The organism is Halomonas piscis, assembly GCF_031886125.1.
Taxonomy (GTDB): domain Bacteria; phylum Pseudomonadota; class Gammaproteobacteria; order Pseudomonadales; family Halomonadaceae; genus Vreelandella; species Vreelandella piscis.
Genome location: NZ_CP119391.1, coordinates 2,126,624 through 2,149,507, shown reverse-complemented (window position 1 = coordinate 2,149,507; position 22,884 = coordinate 2,126,624). Strand labels below are relative to the sequence as shown.

Below are 22,884 nucleotides of genomic sequence, written 5' to 3'. Positions count from 1 at the left end.
CGTGGCCCGGGATTTGCTGCTTTATTCGTCGGGGCAGGGCTGAAAGCGCAGGCGTTCGGCGTGATGCTCGTTCAGAGCCGCCTGGAACGAGGCCCAGGGGGCTTTGGGGTTATCGAGCGATAGCCAGCGCCGGCGGTAGCTTTTCATCGCCGGGGGAGGCGTCACCGGCAGACTTTCGAACAGCGCATTGACGGCGCTTAACCACTGCCCGGCCTTCTTGCGGGTGGCGTCGAGCGCCGGGGGTTGCCGGGATGGCAGGCAGTGCCCGGACGGGGCCTGGCGCAGCGCGGCAGTGGCCTCATCCAGGCGTTGGGCGGCGAGCATCAGCGTGCGCAGCGTTTGTGCGGTAAGCGGGCGGGAGCGCAGGGTCTTGAGCTGCTGCTCAAGCCGGCCGGAATCCGGCACCCACTCGCGGCTGAACTGGTGTCGAACCATGGCCGTCAGATAGTCAAGCGCCGCGAGGTCGGGCGCTATATTGGCCTGGCTGAAATCGATAGCATGGCTCGCCCGGGCAAAGCTTTTTTCCCACTCTTCCGAATCGAATAGCGCATTCCAGCTGACGTAGGGCAGCTGCCGGGTCTTGGTCAGCGTCAGCCGGCGCAGGCGTTGGCGGTCATCATCGGCGAGGCCGTCGGGCACCGGCGTGTTCCAGCAGCCGCTCAGGCGCTGCCACAGCTTGCGCTCGTACAGCCACTGCTGGCTGGGCGGAGCGACGCGTCCCAGCTGGTTGTTGCGCCCGGCTACCAGCGAAACGATGCGGCACTTCCGCAGCGCGTAGACGTCGAGTATTCCTTCGCGGGTGTCTTCAATGTCGAATAGGCGATCACGGCGCCGGGGCAGTTTGCTGATGTTGGTCGGGGAGGAGCGGACGATGGGGGCCGTGTCGAGCGACTGCTCAAGCGCGCGGTGATAGTCGGCCCAGCGCTGCTCCACGCCGCTGTCGCCGCAGCCGGCCAGCAGCAGGGCGATGGCCGGGGCAGCCGCAAGGCGACGAACCGGGCGTCGAGGCATCACGTTGTGAATGCGCCCCGAGCGCGGGGGTGGCGACTAATCTTGTGCAGCCGCCACCCCAGCAGCACCGCGGCCGTGCTGAGCCCGGCAATCAGCCCCAGCCAGTAACCGTGTACCCCCAGCGGGCCGCTGAGCGAGCCGGCGCCGCGGGTGCCCAGCCAGTGGCCGCCGCCAAGCCCCACGCACCAGTACGAAAGCACCGTGATCAGCATGACGATGCGGGTATCCTTGTAGCCGCGCAGGGCGCCGGCCAGGTTGGCCTGCAGCGAATCCGATACCTGATAAAGCGCTGCCAGGGAGAGTAGCGAAACGGCCAGCTGCTGCACGTCGGGGTTGGGGGTATAAAGAGCAATCACCCAGGCCCCGGTGACCCACAGCAGGAAGCTGTTGATCGCCGCCGCGACCAGGCTGATGGCAACGCCGTTGCCCGCTACCAGCCGCGCCATGGCGGGGCGATTCTGGCCCAGGGTATTACCCACGCGCACGGTCAGCGCCATGCTCAGGGAAAGCGGCAGCATGAACAGAATACCGGTATAGCTGAAAGCTATCTGGTGCGCGGCCACGGTGATCTCCCCAAGGCTTGCAATAAAAAGGGCGATGAGTGTGAACAGCGTCACCTCGACAAAGATGGCGATGCCGATGGGCAGGCCGACCACCGCCAGCTCGCGCAGTCCGCTTGCTCGGGGCCAGGTAAGGCGCTGCCACACCTTGACCGAGTCGTAGGCTCGCCCCCGGTGCGTGTAGAACGCCATGGCCAGCGTCATGGACCACATGGAAAGCGCGGTGGCGATGCCGCAGCCAAAGGCGCCAAGGGGGGGCAGCTGCTGGAGAACGTCGGGTAGCCAGGCGCCGAATATGGCGGCCAGGCCGTCGCCGCCGTAGATCAAGAGGTAATTGCTGGGGATGTTCACACCAAGCCCGATCAGGCTGATCCACAGCGACGGGCGAGTATGATTCATGCCGTCGGAAAATGCCCGCAGCGCCTGAAAAAGCGCCACGCCCGGCATGCCGAAGGCCAGCGCCGACAGGTAAGCGGAAGAGGCGTTGGCCACCTCGGGCGGCACGTCCATCAGGGCAAAGATCGGCGCTACCGCCAGCCACAGCAGGCTTGCCGACAACACCCCGAGCAGTAGCGCCACCCATAGCGCCTGGTGTACCGCCGGGCGAATGTCGGCGTAGCGCTGCCCGCCGAGCAGCTGGGCCACAATGGGCGTGACGCCCATCAGCGTGCCGGTCATGAACAGCATCAGCGGCAGCCACAGACTTGAGCCCACAGAGACCGCCGCCAGCGCCGTGGCGTTCAGGCGCCCGGTCATCATGACGTCGACCACGCTCATGCCGCCCTGGGCCAGCTGGGCCCCGCAAATGGGCAGCGCCAGGCTTGCCAGCAGGCGTGTTTCGGGCCAGTAGCGCGTTTTCAGCCGGGAGGCAATGGGGCTCAAGGCGGTCTCCTGTCTCGCGTGAGTCATCCTGCAAAATGATCGGCTTAGCCTGGCGGTTGATCGACGTTATACTGCCCGCTCAAGCCTTATTCGCCAAGGAGTTGAAGTGGTATCAGCAGCATGCGCCACCCACCAGCAGCGCTGGACGCTTGACGATATTATTGCCCTCTTTGACGGCGTGTTTGCCTCAACTTTTCAGACGCGCCTGATTCGCGGGGGAGATGAGCCGCTGTACGCCCCGGCCGATGCCGGCACGCCGTATCACCGGATCATCTTCGCCCGGGGCTTTTACGCCAGCGCCCTGCACGAAATCAGCCACTGGTGCATTGCCGGCGCCGAGCGGCGTATGTGCGAAGACTACGGCTACTGGTATCTGCCCGACGGGCGTAACGAGCAGCAGCAGCGGGCGTTCGAGCAGGCGGAGGTCGCTCCCCAGGCGCTGGAGTCGCTGTTTGCCGAGGCCTGCGGGCGCGAGTTCAACGTCAGCGTGGATAACCTCGACGGCGACGCCGAGGTCGACCGCCACGCCTTTGCTGAAAAAGTGCGCGAAAGGGCGCAGCGCTACCTTGAAGCCGGTTTGCCCGCCCGAGCAGCGGCGTTTCGCGCGACGCTTCACCGCTACTATCAACACGCGGCCACGCTGGATGAGGCCTGCCAGGCCGGGCGCGAGGCGCTCGCCGCTAGCGCGCAATAAGGCGCCGGTGCAGGTGCAGCATCGCTTCGACCTCGTGCTCGGGGCGCATGGGCTCAAGCCCCAGCTCGCTGAAGGTTTCGCCGCGCTGGCGCTGCCACTCGCCCGGTCCGGCGGCGTCATAGAGCGCCTCGGCCGGAGCCAGTTCGACAAAGGGGTCGAGACCGTAGGTGTCGAAAAGGCGCGCCAGCGCCTGGTCCTCCTCGCCGCTGCCGTTGGTGTAGAGCGTAGCGTTGAAGTGATCGTTTTCCAGCTCGCGGATCACGTCGAGGGGGCTCACGCCAAGGCTTTCCAGCTCTTCCATGCTGTACTGCCCGGCGATGCTGGACTCCTCGTCCAGCCAGCTGTCGTCGGGCTGGATCAGCGTGTGCTTGATGCGCCCGTCGGGCAGCGACCAGGCAACGGCCAACGGCAGACCGTCGTCGTCGGTGGTTTCCAGCGCGATAAATCCCGGCATCTCGTCGTTCATGCAGTGGTCTCTTGGCAGGTGGCGCGCACGGCCGAGTCGGGCAGGCGGAAAAACGCAGCGGCGCTACGGGTGGTGGCCGCGGCCAGCGCGGCTTCGTCCATCCCGCGCCAGTGGGCGATTTCGCGCACGATCCACGGCAGCAGCGCCGGTTCATGGCGCCGGCCCTTGAGCCTGGCCGGCAGGTTGCGCGGCAGCAGGTAGGGGCAGTCGGTCTCCACCATCAGCCGCTCGAGCGGAATGTCGCCCACCAGCGGGCGCAGGTGATGTCCCCGGCGCTCGTCGCAGAGCCAGGCGGTCAGGCCGATGTGCAGGTCCAGATCCAGATAGCCGTAAAGCGTGTCTTTGTCCGCGGTGAAGCAGTGGATCACGGCCTGGTTGATATCGTCGCGCCAGCTTTCGAGCATCTCGCGCATGCGCTGCCCGGCGTCGCGCTCATGGATGAACAGCGGCAGGCCGTGCTGGGCAGCGAGCGTCAGCTGCGCCTCGAACGCCTGCTCCTGCTCGGCGGGCGTGGAGAAGTTGCGGTTGAAGTCCAGCCCGCACTCGCCCACGGCGACCACGTTCGGGTGGGCATAAAGCGCGGCCATATGTTCGGCGAGTGTCGGGTTCCAGCCGCTGGCATCGTGGGGGTGGACCCCAGCAGTCGCGTAAAGCCCCGGATGACGGTCGCTCAGCGCGGCTGCTTGCCTGGCGTGCTCTAGGTCGGTACCGGTGAGAATCAGCGCCGCGACGTTGGCCGCCCGCGCCCGGGCGAGTACGGCGTCAAGGTCGTGAGCAAAGCTTTGATGGGTCAGGTTGGCGCCGATATCCACCAGCGGCGACGGCGAACGAAACCGCAGCGCCTCGGGAAGGACGTCGTCAGGGAAAGCGTTGGCCACACGGGGCTCCTGTAAAGCGTCAATGAAGAATAACGGGCATGGTGACGGGCGCGGCCAGTGTAACGCCTGACGAGCTTGGCGGCGAGACCACCACCTGCGCGGCTGCATAGGTTACACTACCGCCTGGCAATACGAGGAGGAGACGGCGTGACTTTGTTACGACTGGAACAGCTACAGCTGGCTTACGGCACTCAGGTTCTGCTCGACCGCGCCGATCTGACCATTGAAAAAGGCGAGCGTTTGGCGCTGGTCGGGCGCAACGGCACGGGTAAATCGACGCTTTTGAAGCTGGTCGCCGACGATATTCAGCCCGACGACGGCACGGTCTGGCGGGCGCCGGGGCTCAAGATTGGCGTGCTGGCCCAGGAGCTGCCGGATTCGTCGGGGATGACGATCTTTGATATGGTCGCCCAGGGCCTGCCCGAGGCCGGGGCGCTCTTGTCGGAATACCATCACCTGATCCACGCCGACGAGCCCGACATGGAGCGCATGGCCACGCTGCAAACGCGCATCGAGGCCATTGACGGCTGGTCGTTTCATCAGCGCATCGACGTCATACTCACGCGGCTGGGTCTGCCGCCCGATATCGCCATGAACACGCTTTCCGGCGGCTGGCGCCGGCGGGTGGCGCTGGCCCGGGCGCTGGTGGCCGAGCCCGACCTGCTGCTGCTGGACGAGCCCACCAACCATCTGGACCTGGACACCATTGCCTGGCTTGAGGAGCAGCTATTGGCCTTTGACGGCGCGGTGCTGCTGATCACCCACGACCGCGCCTTCCTTTCGCGCCTGGCGACTCATGTCCTGGAGCTCGATCGCGGCAAGCTGGGGCGCTATCCCGGCAGCTACGCCGCCTACCAGGAGCGCAAGGAGCACGAGCTGGAGGTGGAAGCCCGGGAAAACGCCGAGTTCGATAAAAAGCTCGCTCAGGAAGAAGCCTGGATACGCCAGGGCATCAAGGCGCGGCGCACGCGCAACGAAGGCCGCGTACGAGCGCTGGAGAAAATGCGCGCCGAGCGCAGCCAGCGCCGGGAGCGTCAAGGCACCGCCAATCTGAGCGTTGACCGGGGCGAGCGCACCGGCAAACGGGTGATTGAACTGGCGCACGTGTCCCATTCCTACGGCGAGGATACGCTCATCGATGACCTTAGCCTCGAAGTGCAGCGCGGCGACCGCATTGGCTTTCTGGGCCGCAACGGTGCCGGCAAGACAACGCTGTTGAAGATCATGCTGGGTGAGCTCGAGCCCACCGAGGGCAGCGTGCGGCTGGGCACCAATATGAACGTGGCCTATTTTGACCAGCTGCGCGCCGGGCTTGAGCCCGAGGAAACCGTCTTCAACAACGTGGCTCAGGGTAGCGATCGGGTCTCGGTTGGCGGCAAGGATCGCCACGTGATGAGCTATCTGCAGGATTTTCTGTTTACCCCGGAGCGGGTGCGCCAGCCGGTCAGCGCGCTTTCCGGCGGTGAGTCCAACCGTCTGCTGCTGGCCAAGCTGTTTACCCAGCCGGCCAACGTCCTGGTGCTGGACGAGCCGACCAACGATCTCGATATGGAAACCCTGGAGCTTCTGGAAGAGCTGCTGCTGGACTTCGACGGCACGCTGCTGCTGGTCTCCCACGACCGAACCTTCATGGACAACGTGGTCACCAGCGTGCTGGCGTTTGAAGGCGAAGGCCGGGTGCGCGAATACGTCGGCGGCTACACCGACTGGATACGCCAGGGCGGCACGCTGCCGCCGGCGCCCTGGGAAGGGGCGGCGCGCCAGCAAGCCGAGCCGGTTGCCGAGCAGAAGCGCGCGGCAAAAGCGAAAAAGACCGCGGCGGCGCCGGCGAAAAAAAACGTCAAGCTTTCCTATAAGCTGAAGCGCGAGCTGGACGGCCTGCCGGCCGAGATCGAGCGGCTGGAGGCTCAGGTGGAGACGCTAGAGCAAAACGTGGCCGATCCGGCCTTTTATCAGCAGCCGACCGAAGAGGTGGAGGCTCGGCTCAAGGAGCTGAGCGATACCCAGCAGGCGCTCGACGCGATGATGGAGCGCTGGATGGAACTTGAGGCCATGGCCGAAGGCGAGTAGCGCTCGGCGGGGTGCAAAAACAGCGGCAGGCAGACAAAAAAGGCGCCCGACGGCGCCTTTTCACTGGCCGTTTAACGGCCTTTATTCGTCGCTTTCCTCGCCTTTCTGGCCGACGCGCACGGCCAGTACGTCGCACTGGGCGCCGTGGAGTACGCCGGTGGACGTGGAACCCAGCAGCAGGGCAAAGCCGTGCCGGCCGTGGGATCCCACCACGATCAGGTCGACGTCGTTGTCGCCGGCAAAGCGGTGTATTTCGGTATCCGGCATGCCCACCACCACGTGCTGGTTGTTTTCATCCACGTGGGAGGCGGAAATTTCGCTAAGTCGCTTCTTGGCGTGGTCGTCCAGCTGATCCTGGATGCTGGTCAGGTCCATGGGGATATCGCCGCCGTAGGCAAACCCCAGCGGCTCGAGGGTATGCATGATGGAGATTTTGGCGTGATCGTTACGCTCGGCGATCGCCATGGCGCGCTCCAGGACCTTGTGCGAATCCTTGGTCAGATCGACCGCTACCAGAATGTGGTGATAGCTCATGTTATCCCTCCGCGGTGGTGAAACTTCGTACTGAGGTTGCTTGCCGGCTACGGTGAGTGACTGTTCGTCCTGAAGAGGGCCAGCGCTTTGCAAGAGCCGGGCTTGTCTCTGCAGGGGGCTGCCAACAGGCCGGATCAGGCCGTACCGGAAACGGCATTGATCCTGGCCTTCACTTTAGGCCGGCGCGGCTGAATTAACAACGGATAGCGTGCTAAAACAGGAGCTTGAGCATGCAGTGGCTGATTGTGGTGGCAGCGATACTGATGGTGGTTTCGCCGGTGATGTGGCTAAAACCCAGCCCGCGCCAGCGTCGGCAGAGTCGCCTGCGCGAGATGGCGCGGCAGCGCGGCGTGGAAATCGCTCACCGGGAAGCGCCGCTGCACCGGGTCAAGGACAAGATGCCGGCCTATCGGCTACGCTACCCCGATGAGCACCCGGGGCCGGATTTCGTGCTGGTGCGCGATAGCGTGGCCAGCGCCGAGCTAGACCGCTACTGCCCGGGGTGGCGTTTTCGCATCGCGCCGCTCAGGCCGCTGCCGGCAAGCGCCCGGCAAGCGCTTGAAGCCCTGATAGCAAAGCTGCCCGAGGACGTGCTGGTGGTGCAGTCCAGCGCCGCGGCGCTCACGCTCTGGTGGTGGGAATCCGCTACCGCCGAGAGCTTTGCTCCCTGCGTTAAAGAGGCGGCTGCGCTGCGCGATGCCCTGAGCGGCTACGCTGATCGCCCAGAGGCCCGGCCACCTGCCGTGCCCGGCACGCGGCCGCGTTCGCGCCACTAATTCCGCAGGGCTATACCGTTTCCATGTTGTGATCGCGCTCCTGAAGCGTTAGCCCGTTGTTCTCGATAACGGCCAGCCAGCTATCCAGCTGCTCGATGTTCTCTTCGCTCAGCCCGGCGAGCATTTCCTGACGGGCCTCATCGGCGACGCGGCTGATCTTGTCCAGCAGCGGCATGGCTTCGGCGGTGAGATAGAGGCGCTTGGTGCGCCGATCGCTTTCGCAGGCGCGCCGCTCGATCAGCCCCTGCTCTTCCAGCTGACCCAGGGTGCGCACCAGCGAGGGCGCCTCGACGCCGATGGCGCGAGCCAGGTCGCATTGGGGCTGGCCGTCGCCCATGCGCCACAGATGGTAGAGCGTGACCCAGCGTGTCTGGGTCAGCCCCAGCGGCGCCAGGCGACGATCGAGAATGGAGCGCCAGAGGTGCGGGAGGCGGGCAATGCGAAAACCGAGAGACGTAGCCATGGGTGCCCTACTATCGATAAAAAGAGAAAACACGCCTGTCAAGGCGTAAAGAAAAGCCGTTGCGAGAATTGTCAACCCGGCAATGGCGTAATGCAAGATGCCGCGCAGCCCGGCCGCCGCTATGGGGCCTCTTTCAGCTGGCCGGGCACGAGCTTTCGCAGATGCAGCAGGCTGATGCCGGCCGGCTGAATATGGCTGTCTGCCCGCGTCGCCAGCGCCGGGTCGTCGGCTACGTGAAAGCGTAAAAGCCCCAGCCGCTGACCACCGGCGGTCATGATGTCGACTCGCCAGTCCCCGCGAGGGTCGTCGGGAAAGTTCTGCTTGTGGCTCCAGGCGCGGTAGCCCTTTTCGCGCCCGCCGGCTATTTCCAGCGCCACGCTGTCAAGTCGCTCACCGTTTTGGTACCACACATGGGTAATGGTTTCGCTCAGGCCGCGAGGTGCGCGGATGGCGCTATACACATAAAGCCCTTCGGCCTGCAGGGCTTCCGGGGTCAGCGCCGCGGCTCCCTGAGGCTGACGCTTTTGAATGTCGAGCGCCGGCGAAATGGCGCTGCCGGTCAGCCACAAACTGGCCGGCGGCACCCAGATACGTCCGGCAAAGCCCCCTAGTGCCAGCAACAGGGCGATAGCGATAAAGGCCAGCCAGCGCTTCGGCGATTTATACTTCAGCAGATGCAAAAAGCTGGGTAGCGCCACCACCAGGGTGGCAGCCAGCGCCAGCTTCAGGCTTTCGCCGGTGGTCAGGTGGAGCATGATCGGCAGCGTGACCAGCATCACCAGAAATACGCAGTGGGCGTGAAAGATGAAATACAGGCTGCGAAAGCGCCCGGCGACGCCGTAATACAGCGGGTCGATAATCGACAACAACGCCATGGCCATGACCAGCAGGGCATAAAGGCTCTGCCCGCTGTTCCATACGGTGGTGGCGAGCACGAACGGCAGGGTGAAAAAAAGTGTCTCCTGATGGATCATCTGAGCGATAAAGGTGCTGATGCCTCGGGGCAGAGTAGGGTAACCGCGCCTGGCCAGGCAGCGTCCGATCAGGCTTTCCGAGAGCAGCAGCAGCCAGGCCAACAAGAGCCCCAGCGCCAGGGCGGCCCCCAGCCACTGCTGGCGATCCACCAGAAAAAAACTGCCAAGCCCCGCGCCGAAGGCCACGGGCGGCCATAGCCAGCTCCAGGGTTTTAAGCGCGCTATCAGAGTTTCGACCAGCGCCTGGAGTTGGGCAAGGCGCCGAGAGGTCAGGTAGGGGGGCATGGCTTAGCGGTCCGGCAATTGAAAACCGCCTATTAATAACACAGACGCCGTCGCGCGGCTTGTTGGCGCGGCAGGAATGAGCGAGGCTTGACGAGGGCCGGGGTGTGACTCAGGCTTAGGCGATAAAACGAGCGTATGAATATAAACGTTGTGGAGCAGCGCGGATGATCTATCAAGGTAGTGCCATTACGGTGTCGCGCGACGAAGACGGTATCGCGACCCTTACGTTTGATGCCGGGGAGGCGTCGGTCAACACGCTCTCCAGCGCGACGATACAGGAGCTTGGCGACGCGGTGGCCGCGCTGCGCAATACAAGCGGCCTGCAAGGGCTGATTCTTGCCAGCGCCAAGGAAGCCTTTATCGTCGGGGCGGATATTACCGAGTTCCACGGCCTCTTCGACAAGGGCGAAGAGTATCTGGTCGACATGAACCTCAGGGTTCACGACATCTTCAACGCTGTGGAGGACCTTCCGTTCCCTACGGTGGCGGCCATCAACGGTTTGGCGCTGGGCGGCGGCTGCGAGATCACCCTTGCGGCCGACTTTCGCATCATGGCCGACACCGCGAAAATCGGCCTGCCCGAAACCCAGCTGGGGATCGTGCCCGGCTGGGGCGGCTGCGTGCGCTTGCCGCGCCTGATCGGCGCCGACAATGCCGTCGAGTGGATTGCCGGCGGCACCCAGAACCGCGCCGATGCCGCGCTGGCCGTGGGCGCAGTGGACTCGGTCGTGCCCGCCGATGCGCTGGCGTCAGCGGCGCGCACGCTGCTTGAGCGGGCCAACGCCGGCGAGCTCGATACCGTCGCCCGGCGGGCCGAAAAGACCGGTCCGCTCAAGCTCAACGCAAGCGAGCAGATGCTGGCGTTTGAAACTGCCAAGGGTTACGTGGCGGGCAAGGCCGGGCCGCACTATCCGGCACCGGTAGAAGCCATCACGGTGATCCGTAAAGGCGCCGGCGAGACCCGGGAGCGCGCCCAGCGCATCGAGGCCGAGGCCTTTGCCAGGCTCGCGCTGACCGATGTGGCCTTCAACCTGGTCGGCCTGTTCATGAGCGATCAGGCGGTGAAGAAAAAGGCCGGCGCCTACGCCAGGCAGGCTGACAGGATCGCGCAGGCGGCGGTGCTGGGCGCCGGCATCATGGGCGGTGGCATTGCCTACCAGAGCGCCTCCAAGGGCACACCCATTCTGATGAAGGATATTCAGGCGGACGCCGTGGAGCTGGGGCTGAAAGAAGCCCGCAAGCTGTTCGGCAAGCAGATCGAGCGCAACAAGCTCACCGTCGAGCAAATGGCCGAGCGGCTCAGCAACATCCGTCCGACGCTTTCCTACGGCGATTTCGACGGCGTGGATCTGGTCGTCGAAGCCGTGGTGGAAAACCCCAAAGTGAAGGGCGGCGTGCTGGCCGAGGTGGAAGCCGAGGTGAGCGAGGACACGATCGTGGCCTCCAACACCTCGACGATTTCCATCAGCCGGCTGGCCGAGCACCTCAAGCGGCCCGAGCAGTTCTGCGGCATGCATTTTTTCAACCCGGTGCACCGCATGCCGCTGGTGGAAGTCATCCGCGGAGAAAAGACTGCCGACGCCGCCGTGGCCGCCACCGTGGCCTATGCCCAGGCCATGGGCAAAACGCCGATCGTGGTCAACGACTGCCCCGGGTTTCTGGTTAACCGCGTGCTGTTTCCGTATTTCGGCGGCTTCAGCCTGCTGGTGGAGCAGGGCGTGGATTTCCAGCGTATCGACAAGGTCATGGAGACGTTCGGCTGGCCCATGGGGCCGGCCTACCTGCTCGACGTGGTGGGCATGGATACCGCCGTCCATGCGCAAGCGGTCATGGCCGAAGGCTTCCCCGAGCGCATGGCGCGGGAGGGCAAGACCGCTATCGAGCTCATGTTCGATAACGATCGCCTGGGACAGAAAAACGCCAAAGGCTTTTACGCCTACGAGGAAGACAAAAAGGGCAAGCCGAAAAAAGTCAGCGACGACACCGCCTACACGCTGCTCGAGGAAGTTATCCGGGGGCAGGCGGAGCTCTCCGACGACGATATCATTGCGCGGATGATGGTGCCGCTGTGCCTGGAAACCGTGCGCTGCCTGGAAGACGGCATCGTTGCCACGCCGGCGGAAGCCGACATGGCGCTGATTTACGGCATCGGCTTTCCGCCTTTCCGCGGCGGCGCGCTGCGCTACGTCGACGCCAAGGGGGCGGCCGAGTTCGTCAAGCTGGCGGATAGCCTCGCCGACGAGCTGGGGCCGCTCTATGCGCCGACGGAGAAGCTGCGCCAGATGGCCCGGGACAACGCCCGCTTTTACGACGCCGCCGAATAAGCCGCCGCGCAGAGGAGAGGAAAGATGAGTTTGAACCCGAGAGACACCGTGGTGGTCGACGCCGTTCGTACCCCCATGGCCCGCGCCAAGCACGGCGCGTTTCGCCACGTGCGCGCCGAGAACCTGTCGGCGGCCACCATGCAGGCGCTGTTTGACCGCAACGCCAATCTGACTCCGGTCGAGGTGGACGACGTGATCTGGGGCTGCGTCAACCAGACCCAGGAGCAGGCCATGAACATCGCCCGCAACGCCGCCATCATGACCGACATTCCGCGAAGCGTGCCGGCGCAGACGGTCAACCGCCTGTGCGGCTCGTCGATGACCGCCCTGCATATCGCCAGCGCCAACATCAGCGCCGGAATGGGCGATATGTACCTCATCGGCGGGATCGAGCACATGGAACACGTGCCCATGACCCACGGCGTGGACATCAACCCGGCGATGAGCAAATACGCCGCCAAGGCGGCGATGATGATGGGGCTCACCGCCGAGCTTCTAGGCAAGATGCACGGCGTTACCCGGGAAGAGCAGGACAAATTCGGCGTGCGTTCCCAGCAGCTGGCCCAGGCCGCCACGGAAAAGGGACTGTTCGACAACGAGATCATCGGCATCGAGGGTCACGACGCCGACGGCGTCAAGGCGCTGATCAAGCGCGACGAAGTGATCCGTGCCGACGCCAACCTTGACGACATGGCCAGGCTGAAGCCGGTGTTCGACCCCAAAGGCGGGACGATTACCGCCGGCACCTCGTCGGCGCTTTCCGTGGGCGCCTCGGCGATGATGGTGATGAGCTACGAGCGTGCCCGGGCGCTGGGACTTGAGCCCCTGGCGCGGGTGGTGTCCACCGGCGTTGCCGGCTGCGATGCCTCGATCATGGGCTACGGCCCGGTGCCCGCCAGCCAGAAGGCGCTGAAGGCGGCCGGGCTTACCGCCGACGATATCCAGGCCGTCGAGCTCAACGAAGCCTTTGCCGCCCAGAGTTTGCCGGTGCTCAAGGACCTGGGCTTTCTCGACGCTCTGGATGAGAAGGTCAATCTGCACGGCGGAGCGATTGCGCTGGGCCACCCGCTGGGCTGTTCCGGAGCGCGGATCGCCACGACGCTTTTGAACGTCATGCGAGACCGCGATACCACCTACGGGCTTGCCACCATGTGCATCGGCATGGGGCAGGGCGTGGCAACGGTATTTGAACGGCTCAAGTAGCCGGCGGCTCTCGCCGGCGCAGCTTGCGGCCGGCGAGCCTGATGGTTAGGGTAATCCTCACCTGTTCCGGCATGGCCGGACTCCATACGACTGCAAGGAGGTGGATATGGCATTTGTTCCGTCAGCGCTTGAAGTGACAAGCTCGGCGTTTGAGCATCACCGTGCGATTCCTGATAAGCATTCGGGCGAAGGCGATGACGTCTCGCCGGCGCTTGCCTGGAAAAACCCGCCGGAAGGCACCAAGGGATTTGCCGTCATCTGCCATGATCCCGACGCGCCTTTGGTGCAGCACGGCACCTACGGCTTCGTCCACTGGACGCTTTACAACCTGCCGGCCGAGACTCTGGCGCTTGAAGAAAATACCCAGGTTGGCACGGCGGGAAAAAACGACGCCGGGGAAACCGGCTATAAAGGGCCCATGCCGCCGGAAGGCCACGGCAAGCATCACTACTATTTCTGGGTGCTGGCGCTGGATACCCAGACTTCGCTGCCCGAAGGGCTGAGCATGGTGGAGCTGCTGCAAGAGGTCGAGCCGCACCTGCTGGGCATGAACCGGCTGATCGGCACCTATAAGCGCGGCTGACGTATGCCGCCAGGCCGGCGCCAGCGCCGGCCGATCTGCTGTCAACCCGCCGCGCACGTTTTGTGCCGGCGGTTTTTTTATGGGCGCATGGCGTTGGCAGTCTGGCTATAAATAGTAATGGTTTGCATTTTTGTTGGTAAATGAGTCGAACGTGCCGAAAAAATCAATGTATCCCCGGGTATTTTGCCTCAAGGCTTCACAACGCTTGGATACAGGACTAAAATGGTCCCCAATCGAATGCCGGGGCCGCATGCGCCGCCGGTGAAGAGGGGAGACGCTATGCTCAAGCTTTCGCGGCTGACCGATTACGCCGCCGTGGTCATGGCCTGGATTGCGCGCCACCCGGACAGGCCTCACCCGGCCGCTGACCTTGCCGAGGCGGTGTCGCTGCCGGCGCCAACGGTCAGAAAAACGCTCAAGATGCTCGTGCGTGCGGGGCTTGTGACCTCGGTACGCGGCGCTCAGGGCGGCTACCGGCTGGCGCGCCCGGCCTCCAGGATCACCGCGGCGGATATCATCGCCGCCATGGAAGGGCCGGTGGCCATGACCGAATGCAGCCACGACGAAGGCGACTGCGAGCTCCTTGACACCTGCGGCGTAGCGGACAACTGGCAGCGGGTGTCGCTTGCCATTCGCACGCTGCTGGAAAGCGTGACGCTTGCGCACCTGGCGGATACCGCGCCGCTCAAGCTGCCGGTACGCCTGCCTATTCAAAGCATCAGTCTACCGGCGGCCATGGCCTGAGCCGTCATTATTTACGCACAGGCGAGCAGGTCTTGCCTGCCCAACTGCCCGGAGGGTTACACCAATGGCAACTGAAGAAATGGAACAGTTGGTTCGTCGCGAGTACAAGGAAGGATTTGTTACCGACATTGAAAGCGACACGCTTCCGCCAGGGCTGGACGAGAACACCATCGCGTTTATTTCCCGCAAGAAGGGCGAGCCCGAGTGGATGCTCGAATGGCGCCTGGAGGCGTACCGCAAGTGGCTCGAGATGAAAGAGCCGTCCTGGGCGCACCTGAACTATCCGCCCATCGACTACCAGGAAATCTCCTACTTCAGCGCGCCCAAGCGCCCTGAAGACCGTCCCCAGAGCCTGGACGAAGTCGATCCCAAGCTTCTGGAAACCTACGAAAAGCTGGGCATTCCGCTGCACGAGCGGGCAGCCCTTGCCGGGGTAGCTGGCGCTAACGTTGCCGTGGATGCGGTCTTTGACTCCGAATCGGTGATCACCACCTTCAAGGAAGAGCTCGCCGAAGCCGGCGTGATCTTCTGCTCGATCTCCGAGGCGGTGCAGGAATACCCCGAGCTGGTCAAGCAGTACCTGGGCACGGTCGTCCCCCAGAACGACAACTACTTTGCCGCGCTCAACTCGGCGGTGTTTACCGACGGCTCCTTTGTGTTCGTGCCCGAGGGCGTATCCTGCCCCATGGAGCTGTCCACCTATTTCCGCATCAACCAGGAAAACACCGGCCAGTTCGAGCGCACCCTGATCGTCTGCGAAAGCGGCGCCGACGTCTCCTACCTGGAAGGGTGCACCGCGCCCCAGCGCGATGAAAACCAGCTGCACGCCGCCGTGGTCGAGCTGGTAGCGCTGGACGACGCCTATATCAAGTACTCCACGGTGCAAAACTGGTACCCCGGCGACGAAGACGGCGTGGGCGGCATCTATAACTTCGTCACCAAGCGCGGCGACTGCCGCGGCGAGCGTTCGCGCATCAGCTGGACTCAGGTCGAAACCGGCTCCGCCATCACCTGGAAGTACCCGTCCTGCATGCTGCGCGGCAAGGACAGCATCGGCGAGTTCTACTCCGTGGCGGTCACCAACGGCCGCCAGCAGGCCGATACCGGCACCAAGATGGTGCATATCGGCGAGGGCACGCGCTCGACGATCATTTCCAAGGGGATCTCTGCCGGCCGCAGCAACCAGTCCTATCGCGGTCTGGTGAAGATCGGGCCCCGGGCCAAGGGGGCGCGCAACTTTACCGAGTGCGACTCTCTGCTCATCGGCGACACCTGCGGCGCGCATACCTACCCCTATCAGGAAATCAACAACAGCACGGCCACCGTCGAGCACGAGGCCACGACCTCGAAGATCGGCGAAGACCAGCTGTTCTACTGCCAGAGCCGGGGCATTACCGAGGAAGACGCCGTGAGCATGATCGTCAACGGCTTCTGCAAGGATGTCTTCCAGGAGCTGCCCATGGAGTTTGCCGTGGAAGCCGAGGCGCTGCTCAACGTCACGCTGGAGGGCGCGGTGGGCTAACGCCCCGGCGCGAGGCGCTGCCGGGCGGCGAAACGCCCGGCTACAAGGTCATCTTTTTTACAAGGTATCAGCATGCTTGAAGTCAACGATTTGCACGTCACGGTTGAAGGCAACGAGATCCTCAAAGGGTTGTCCCTGACCATCAACCCCGGCGAGGTTCACGCCATCATGGGCCCCAACGGCTCGGGCAAGTCCACCCTGTCGGCAGTCATCGCCGGCAAGGAAGAGTACGAGGTGACCCAGGGCACGATCACCTACGAAGGGCGCGACGTGCTGGAGATGGATATCGAGGAGCGCGCCCGGGCCGGCCTGCTGCTGGGCTTTCAGTACCCAGTGGAAATCCCCGGGGTCAAAAACATCTACCTGCTCAAGGCGGCGCTCAACGCCCAGCGCGAGGCCCAGGGGCTGGGTGAAATTCCGGCGCCGGAATTCATGAAGCTGATCAAGGAAAAGATCGCCTCCATGCAGATGGATGCCAGCTTCCTGCAGCGTGCCGTCAACGAGGGTTTCTCCGGCGGGGAAAAGAAGCGTAACGAGATCCTGCAGATGCTGGTACTGCAGCCCAAGCTTGCCATGCTCGACGAAATCGACTCCGGGCTGGATATCGACGCCATGCGCGTAGTTGCAAGCGGCGTCAACAGCCTGCGCAACGACGAGCGGGCGATACTGCTGGTCACTCACTATCAGCGCCTGCTGGACTATGTGGTGCCCGACCAGGTTCACGTACTGATCGACGGCCGCATTGTCAGAAGCGGCGACGCCGAGCTTGCGCGCGAGCTTGAGGCCAACGGCTATGAAGGAATCGAGGAGTCAGCGGCATGAGCGATACGCTAACGTTTCTGGAAACGCTGAACGCCAGAAATAGCCAGCGCGGGCCGGAGCCCTCCTGGATCGCTGCCCGCCGCCAGGCCGGCGCGGCGCGTTTCGAGGCCGTGGGCTTCCCTACCCGCCGCGACGAAGAGTGGAAATACACCAACGTGCGCGACATCGCCCGGGGCAACTTTGCCCTGACCGACAGCGACGCGTTTTCCCCCGCCAATGCGGCCGCGCTGACGCTGCCCGTCGAGGCCCACCGCCTGACGTTTGTCGACGGTGTCTACGCCCCGGCGCTGTCCGATCTGCAGGACTTGCCGAATGGCGTTCAGGTGCTGCCGCTTTCCCAGGCGCTCGAGGAGAACCACGAAGCCGTGGGCGGCCCGCTTGGCCGGCTGACCGGCGTCGAGTTTTCCGCATTTACCGCGCTCAACACCGCCTTTATGGAAGAGGGCGCGGTGATTCGCCTGGCCGACGGCTGCGTGGTGGAAAAGCCCATTCTGCTGCAGTTTTTATCCCGGGAAAACGAAGCGCCCACCATGTGCCATCCGCGGGTGCTGGTGGAAGCTGCCGGGCGCAGCGAAGCGACCGTGATCGAGCACCATACCGGCGACGCCGGGGCGAAAAACTTCACCAACCTGGTCGCCGAACTGTTTTTGGGCCGGGGGGCGATATTTACCCACTACAAGCTTCAGGAAGCGCCGCTGGGGGATTATCACATCGCCAGCATCCACGTGGAGCAGGCGCGCGACAGCCGCTACGTATCGCACAATATGGATCTCGGCGGGGCGCTGGTGCGCAACGATCTGATCAGCGACCTCAACGGCAAGGGTGCCGAGGCGACCTTCAACGGGCTGTTCTTCGGCCAGGGTCGCCAGCACGTGGATAATCATACCAAGGTCAATCACAATGCGCCGCTGACGTTTTCCAACGAGAACTACAAGGGCGTGCTTGACGACCGCGCTCACGGTGTCTTCAACGGCCGTGTCTATGTCCATCGCGACAGCCAGCAGATCGAAGGCTATCAGAGCAACCAGAACCTGCTGCTTTCCGACCGCGCGCACATCGACGCCAAGCCGGAGCTTGAGATCTACGCCGACGACGTCAAGTGCTCGCACGGCACCACCACCGGCCAGCTGGACGAAGAGGCGATCTTTGCCCTGCGCACCCGGGGGCTGGACGAGCAGACGGCTCGGGGGCTTTTGACGCTGGCCTTTGCCGGCGAGGTGCTTGAAGAGGTCGCGCTGGACGCTATCGCCCAGCGAGTCGAGCTGACGGTGGCCGGCAAGCTGCCCGACCGCTTTAACCTGGTGGGGCTTGTCGAGGCGTCCACGGCGCTGAACGATTGACCGATGCCCGGCCATGCTGAAGAAACGGCGCGCCACCCCGCCGGCGCGCCCTGAGGCAATGGCCAGGGCCACACAAGAGGAGTGCCGCATGTCTCAGAGTATCGTCGATGCCGCGCCGGCCACTGCCGCGGCGCCGTATGACGTGGTGCGGCTGCGCCAGGAGTTTCCCGTGCTGGAACGCCAGGTGCACGGCAAGGCGCTGGTGTACCTGGATAACGCGGCCACCAGCCAGACGCCGCAGCCGGTAATTGACGTGTTCAACGACTACTACGGTCGCTACAACGCCAATATTCACCGCGGCCTGCACACCCTGGCCGACGAGGCGACGGCCGCCTTTGAAGGCACCCGGGAAACCGTACGCGGCTTTTTGAACGCCGCGGATGCCCGCCAGATCATCTTCACCCGGGGCACCACCGAGGCCATCAACCTGGTAGTCAACAGCTGGGGGCGCGCCAACCTCGCTCCCGGCGATGAGGTGCTGGTGTCGATGCTTGAGCACCACTCCAACATCGTCCCCTGGCAGCTTTTGGCCCGGGAGATCGGCTTTACGCTCAAGGTCATCCCGGTGGATGATGACGGCGCGCTGGACCTTGCCGCCTACCGCGAGCTGTTGAACGAGCGTACGCGGCTGGTGGCCGTCAACCATGTGTCCAACGCCTTTGGCACCGTCAATCCGGTGGCCGACATGGCCGCGGCGGCGCACCAGGCCGGCGCGCTGATCCTGGTGGACGGCGCCCAGGCCGTGCCCCATCAGCCGGTGGACGTGCAGGCCATCGACGCGGACTTCTATGCGTTTTCCGGGCACAAGGCCTACGGCCCCACGGGCGTCGGTGCGCTTTACGGCAAGCGCGAGCTGCTCGAGGCCATGCCGCCCTGGCAGGGCGGCGGCGAGATGATCGCCACGGTGTCGTTTGACGGCTCGACCTTTGCCGAGATCCCCCACAAGTTCGAGGCCGGCACGCCGGCCATCGCCGAGGTCATTGCCATGGGGCGCGCGCTCGAATGGCTGCAAAGCGTCGGGCCGGGGGCCATTGGCGACTGGGAGCAGAGGCTTTTGGAGCGCGCAACCCAGGGCCTTGGCAACGTTGACGGCCTGCGCATCCTGGGCACGGCGCCGGGCAAGGCCGGCGTGCTGTCGTTTGTGGTGGAAGGCGCGCATTCCCAGGACATCGGCCTGCTCATCGACCAGCTGGGAGTGGCGATCCGCACCGGCCATCACTGCGCCCAGCCGCTGCTGCACCATTTCGGTGTGGAAGCCACCTGCCGGGCTTCGTTTGCGGCGTATAACACCCTGGAAGAAGTGGATACCTTTATTGCCGCGCTTAACCGCGTCATTGGCATGCTACGCTGAGGAGCGCTATGGATATCGAGCAGATTGCCGGGCTGGAAAACGGCCAGATGCTGCCCCTGCAGCGCGACGTCGACGGCATCGTCATTCCTTTCGGCAACACCGTGACCCTGGAAGAAGACAGCGTGGTCAGCGTCATGCAGGCCAAGGGCAGCACGGTGAGCGTCGGTTTTGAAGGACGCATGTACCTGATCGAGGGCAGCAATCTTGACGCTCTGGGGCTTGAGCCGCTGCCCCGCCCGACCCTGCCCGAGGACGCCGACGACGAAGCCGTCGAGCAGTTCGTCTGGGATCAGCTGCGCACCTGCTTTGACCCCGAGATCCCGGTGAATATCGTCGAGCTGGGGCTGGTCTACGGCTGCCGCTTCGAGCGTTTGATCAGCGGCGAGCTCATGGTCACCATCCGCATGACGCTGACCGCGCCGGGCTGCGGCATGGGTGAGGTGATTGCCGCCGACGCGCGCAACAAGATCCTGGGGGCGCCGCAGATCCAGAAAGTGCACACCGAAATCGTCTTCAATCCGCCCTGGAGCCGGGAGATGATGAGCGACGAGGCCAAGCTTGAACTGGGCATGTTTTAACCTCCGAAACCGCCGGCCAGCGAGGCGCGTCAGGTGATGCAGCGGCTGCTCGGCGGGATCAGGCAGCTGCTGATGGTGCTGGGCGCCTTGTTACTCCTGGCGGTGCTGCTGTTGGTGGCAGGCAATATCTGGGTGCTGACGCGCACCGCTCCGTATATCGATTCCCGGGTGGATCACTGTCGGGCCCAGCCGGTAGGCGTGGTATTCGGCACGTCGAGCTGGACGCGCACCGGCGTACGCAACCCCCACTTCATCGCCCGCATGCACACGGCGGCCCGGCTGGTGAAAAACGGCCGGGTCGAACATCTGCTGCTGTCCGGGGATAACCGCACCCGCTCGTACAACGAGCCCCGGGCCATGTGGCGGGACCTCAGCGCCCGTGGCGTGGCCTCGCAGCGGTTGACCATGGACTTTGCCGGTTTCAGCACCTTCGACACCCTGGCCCGGGCTCAGGACGTTTTTCAGCTGGACAGGGCCACGCTGATTACCCAGCGCTGGCATTTGCCGAGGGCGATATACATTGCCCGCGCCAAAGGCATGGACGTGACCGGCTGCGTGTCCAGCGACGGCGCGGTAGAGGGGGAGTGGCGGCTCAGGCTGCGCGAGGCCCTTGCCCGGGTAGCAACGCTAGGGGATCTGTATCTCTGGGCGCGCGAGCCGTATTTTCTGGGGCCTGCCGAGCCGATATCGCCGGCGCCCGCGGTCGGTGTACCGGCAGACGATGACAAGGCCCGGTCACGCAGGCCCTTACCCGGCGAGCAGGCGCTGGATGGCATTCTGCCGGGAGAGCCGGAAGCTGCTGACGTGCTGCCCGCTCCCGGGGAGTGAGCTCTGGGCGGTCTTTAACGCCGCGCCTTGCGCTTTTGCATCCCGTAAAGCTCGCGGATCAGCCGGCGGCAGCCTTTCATGCAGTCTTCGATGATCGGCTCTATCGGATCGGGTAGCGGATGGGTAAAAAGCGTCGACAGCGCCTGCATCAGCACCCTTTCCTGCTCCAATAGCTCGTTGATCAGCACCTGGCTGTCGTTGCCGACAAAGCTTTTCAGCCGGCTCCACAGCCAGAGGAAGTCATCGCGCTCGACGTCGGCATCCCGAGGCAGCATTTTCAGATGCTTGCGCGCCAGGCTCTGCAGGCTGTGCATCTGCTTCAGGCGCTCTTCGTACAGGGGTTTCAGGCTTTCGCGCAGCGAGGGCCGCAGGCGTTCGATATTATCCTGAAAATAGTCGATGCTGTCGGCCAGCGCTTCCAGTACGCTGTCCATCGCCACCTGGCGATTATCGAGAAACATGAGCGTCTACCTCCTTCGGTGACGCAGATTGTGGCGGCGGCGGCGCGGTTTTGCCACCCCTCCGCCGATTTATTTTTCACCTGCCATATCAGCCCTTTGGCCGTGGCGGTGCCTTGCGCCGCGGGGCGGCATTCTTTTCGATGTGTTCGATGATCAGCCCGGCGATATCCTGGCCGGTGGCGCTCTCGATGCCGCGCAGCCCCGGGGAAGAGTTGACTTCCATGATGACAGGCCCGTGATGGGCGCGCAAAAGATCCACGCCGGCCACGCGCAGCCCCATGGCCCTGGCGGCGCGAATGGCCGTGGAGCGCTCCTCGGGCGTAATGCGGATCACGCTGGCGCTGCCGCCGCGGTGCAGGTTGGAGCGGAACTCGCCCTCGGCGGCCTGGCGCTTCATGGCGGCGACGACCTTGTCGCCAATCACGAAACAGCGGATGTCGGCCCCCTTGGCCTCCCGGATGTATTCCTGCACCATGATGTTGGCTTTCATGCCCATGAAGGCCTGGATGACCGACTCCGCTGCCTGATTGGTTTCCGCCAGCACCACGCCGATCCCCTGGGTGCCCTCCAAAAGCTTGATCACCAGCGGTGCGCCCTTGACCATGGTAATGAGGTCGGGAATATCGTCGGGGGAATGGGCAAAGCCGGTGACCGGCAGACCCAGCCCCTTGCGCGAGAGCAGCTGTAGCGAACGCAGCTTGTCCCGGGAGCGGGCAATGGCCACGGAATCGTTGAGCACATAGGTGCCCATCATTTCGAACTGGCGCAGCACGGCGCAGCCGTAAAAGGTCACCGATGAGCCGATGCGCGGAATCACGGCGTCGAACGGCTCGACGTTTTCTCCCCGATAATGGATGGTGGGACGGTGCGAGGCGATGCTCATATAGCAGCGCAGCGTGTCCAGTACCCGGGGTTTGTGCCCGCGTGCTTCGGCGGCTTCCACCAGGCGCTGGGTAGAGTACAGGCGGCGATTACGCGATAGCAGGGCAATACGCATGAGAAACTCCAGGCTGGTGAGGGACAAGCCGCTGTGGCGCTAGGGCTCGCCGTGTAAAAAAGAGGCGCCGGGGGCAACCAGCAGCCGGCGCATGGCCCGGCGCCCGAGCAGCATGGGGTGGCGCATCTGGCGGCGGTCGGTCAGCGTCAGCTCCACCGGAAACGCCAGCTCACCCAGCTGCAGCACGGTGCGGATCACGTAGCGGTATTCGGCCTGGCCGTTGGAACTGGTGATCCGGCGCCGGTCGTGCAGCGGCAGCGTCAGCTGCCGGGCCGGCGTGTCCTGTCCGCCGCTGCGGGTGACAAAGCGTACCCAGGGAAGCCCGTCGTCGTCATCGAATACCTCGATGTCTTCGGCGTGCAGTGCCGAGGTGCGCGCACCGGTGTCGGCCTTGCAGCACAAGTATAGGTCGAGTTCCGGCAGCGTGACCATTTCACGCCGGCCGATGATGGCCTTGGCCTGATAGGGCAGTTCTCTCACAGTGTCGTCTCCTTCACCATCGAATCTCCCTGGTCAAGCAGCGTGGCCGTGCCGTCAT

At 64.2% G+C, this 22,884-nt stretch carries 23 protein-coding genes; 13 read left to right on the top strand and 10 right to left on the bottom strand.

Features of this window, described 5'->3' with window-relative positions:
• Positions 1–21: 21 nt before the first annotated feature.
• Positions 22–1,011 (bottom strand): DUF3080 family protein, encoded by a 990-nt coding sequence (locus tag P1P91_RS10040; protein WP_311882363.1) that lies wholly within the window; start codon positions 1,009–1,011, stop codon positions 22–24.
• Positions 1,011–2,453: an MATE family efflux transporter gene (locus P1P91_RS10035; RefSeq protein WP_311882362.1), complete on the bottom strand. Its 1,443-nt coding sequence runs from the start codon at positions 2,451–2,453 to the stop codon at positions 1,011–1,013. The genes P1P91_RS10040 and P1P91_RS10035 overlap by 1 nt, the downstream gene beginning before the upstream one ends.
• Positions 2,454–2,559: 106 nt before the next feature.
• On the opposite strand from P1P91_RS10035, the gene P1P91_RS10030 reads away from it, so the two are divergent.
• Positions 2,560–3,147, top strand: coding sequence for an elongation factor P hydroxylase (locus P1P91_RS10030; protein ID WP_311882361.1), 588 nt, complete (start codon positions 2,560–2,562; stop codon positions 3,145–3,147).
• Here the strand turns inward: P1P91_RS10030 and P1P91_RS10025 are convergent.
• Entirely contained in the window at positions 3,134–3,613 is a 480-nt protein-coding gene (locus P1P91_RS10025; protein ID WP_311882359.1) for a hypothetical protein, read from the bottom strand. The genes P1P91_RS10030 and P1P91_RS10025 overlap by 14 nt on opposite strands.
• Positions 3,610–4,491, bottom strand: coding sequence for a TatD family hydrolase (locus P1P91_RS10020; protein WP_311882357.1), 882 nt, complete (start codon positions 4,489–4,491; stop codon positions 3,610–3,612). Before P1P91_RS10020 ends, P1P91_RS10025 begins: the two co-directional genes overlap by 4 nt.
• Before the next feature lie 147 nt (positions 4,492–4,638).
• On the opposite strand from P1P91_RS10020, the gene P1P91_RS10015 reads away from it, so the two are divergent.
• A complete protein-coding gene (locus tag P1P91_RS10015) occupies positions 4,639–6,561 on the top strand; it encodes an ATP-binding cassette domain-containing protein (RefSeq protein ID WP_311882354.1) in 1,923 nt (640 codons plus the stop codon).
• An 81-nt stretch (positions 6,562–6,642) separates the two neighbouring features.
• Here P1P91_RS10015 and P1P91_RS10010 read toward each other — a convergent pair whose 3' ends face one another.
• Positions 6,643–7,095 (bottom strand): universal stress protein, encoded by a 453-nt coding sequence (locus P1P91_RS10010; protein ID WP_311882353.1) that lies wholly within the window; start codon positions 7,093–7,095, stop codon positions 6,643–6,645.
• Positions 7,096–7,325: 230 nt separating this feature from the next.
• Here P1P91_RS10010 and P1P91_RS10005 point away from each other — a divergent pair, with 230 nt between their 5' ends.
• Positions 7,326–7,871: a preprotein translocase subunit YajC gene (locus P1P91_RS10005; protein ID WP_311882351.1), complete on the top strand. Its 546-nt coding sequence runs from the start codon at positions 7,326–7,328 to the stop codon at positions 7,869–7,871.
• A 10-nt stretch (positions 7,872–7,881) separates the two neighbouring features.
• Here the strand turns inward: P1P91_RS10005 and slyA are convergent, their stop codons facing one another.
• Both slyA and P1P91_RS09995 read right to left on the bottom strand, forming a co-directional pair.
• The gene (slyA, locus tag P1P91_RS10000; RefSeq protein ID WP_311882349.1) at positions 7,882–8,334 is read right to left on the bottom strand and encodes a transcriptional regulator SlyA; all 453 of its coding nucleotides are present in this window, start codon (positions 8,332–8,334) and stop codon (positions 7,882–7,884) included.
• Between the two features lie 119 nt (positions 8,335–8,453).
• A complete protein-coding gene (locus tag P1P91_RS09995; protein ID WP_311882348.1) occupies positions 8,454–9,593 on the bottom strand; it encodes a DUF5924 family protein in 1,140 nt (379 codons plus the stop codon).
• 164 nt (positions 9,594–9,757) lie between these two features.
• On the opposite strand from P1P91_RS09995, the gene fadB reads away from it, so the two are divergent.
• The 10 genes from fadB (at position 9,758) to P1P91_RS09945 (ending at position 20,888) form a co-directional block, all read left to right on the top strand.
• Positions 9,758–11,917, top strand: a complete 2,160-nt coding sequence (gene fadB, locus P1P91_RS09990; RefSeq protein WP_311882347.1) for a fatty acid oxidation complex subunit alpha FadB — start codon at positions 9,758–9,760, stop codon at positions 11,915–11,917.
• Positions 11,918–11,941: 24 nt separating this feature from the next.
• Positions 11,942–13,120, top strand: a complete 1,179-nt coding sequence (fadA, locus tag P1P91_RS09985) for an acetyl-CoA C-acyltransferase FadA (protein ID WP_311882345.1) — start codon at positions 11,942–11,944, stop codon at positions 13,118–13,120.
• A 106-nt stretch (positions 13,121–13,226) separates the two neighbouring features.
• Complete coding sequence (locus P1P91_RS09980; RefSeq protein ID WP_311882344.1) at positions 13,227–13,703, top strand: YbhB/YbcL family Raf kinase inhibitor-like protein; 477 nt, start codon at positions 13,227–13,229, stop codon at positions 13,701–13,703.
• A 279-nt stretch (positions 13,704–13,982) separates the two neighbouring features.
• Entirely contained in the window at positions 13,983–14,447 is a 465-nt protein-coding gene (locus tag P1P91_RS09975; protein ID WP_311882343.1) for an SUF system Fe-S cluster assembly regulator, read from the top strand.
• A 64-nt stretch (positions 14,448–14,511) separates the two neighbouring features.
• Complete coding sequence (gene sufB, locus P1P91_RS09970; RefSeq protein WP_311882342.1) at positions 14,512–15,969, top strand: Fe-S cluster assembly protein SufB; 1,458 nt, start codon at positions 14,512–14,514, stop codon at positions 15,967–15,969.
• Positions 15,970–16,041: 72 nt separating this feature from the next.
• A complete protein-coding gene (gene sufC, locus P1P91_RS09965; RefSeq protein WP_311882341.1) occupies positions 16,042–16,791 on the top strand; it encodes a Fe-S cluster assembly ATPase SufC in 750 nt (249 codons plus the stop codon).
• Positions 16,788–18,131, top strand: a complete 1,344-nt coding sequence (gene sufD, locus P1P91_RS09960) for a Fe-S cluster assembly protein SufD (protein WP_311882340.1) — start codon at positions 16,788–16,790, stop codon at positions 18,129–18,131. Before sufC ends, sufD begins: the two co-directional genes overlap by 4 nt.
• Positions 18,132–18,219: 88 nt before the next feature.
• Positions 18,220–19,482 (top strand): aminotransferase class V-fold PLP-dependent enzyme, encoded by a 1,263-nt coding sequence (locus tag P1P91_RS09955; protein WP_311882338.1) that lies wholly within the window; start codon positions 18,220–18,222, stop codon positions 19,480–19,482.
• A gap of 8 nt (positions 19,483–19,490) precedes the next feature.
• Positions 19,491–20,060: a putative Fe-S cluster assembly protein SufT gene (sufT, locus tag P1P91_RS09950; protein WP_311882336.1), complete on the top strand. Its 570-nt coding sequence runs from the start codon at positions 19,491–19,493 to the stop codon at positions 20,058–20,060.
• 36 nt (positions 20,061–20,096) lie between these two features.
• Positions 20,097–20,888 (top strand): SanA/YdcF family protein, encoded by a 792-nt coding sequence (locus tag P1P91_RS09945; RefSeq protein WP_311882334.1) that lies wholly within the window; start codon positions 20,097–20,099, stop codon positions 20,886–20,888.
• Positions 20,889–20,902: 14 nt separating this feature from the next.
• On the opposite strand, the gene P1P91_RS09940 is transcribed toward P1P91_RS09945, so the two are convergent.
• The 3 genes from P1P91_RS09940 to P1P91_RS09930 form a co-directional block, all read right to left on the bottom strand.
• On the bottom strand, positions 20,903–21,349 hold the full coding sequence (locus tag P1P91_RS09940) for a hypothetical protein (protein ID WP_311882333.1): 447 nt from the start codon (positions 21,347–21,349) through the stop codon (positions 20,903–20,905).
• 88 nt (positions 21,350–21,437) lie between these two features.
• Positions 21,438–22,346 carry a 30S ribosomal protein S6--L-glutamate ligase gene (rimK, locus tag P1P91_RS09935; RefSeq protein WP_311885775.1) on the bottom strand — a complete coding sequence of 303 codons (909 nt, stop codon included), beginning with the start codon at positions 22,344–22,346 and terminating at the stop codon, positions 21,438–21,440.
• A gap of 39 nt (positions 22,347–22,385) precedes the next feature.
• Positions 22,386–22,826, bottom strand: coding sequence for an ATP-dependent zinc protease family protein (locus tag P1P91_RS09930; protein ID WP_311882332.1), 441 nt, complete (start codon positions 22,824–22,826; stop codon positions 22,386–22,388).
• Positions 22,827–22,884 lie beyond the last annotated feature (58 nt).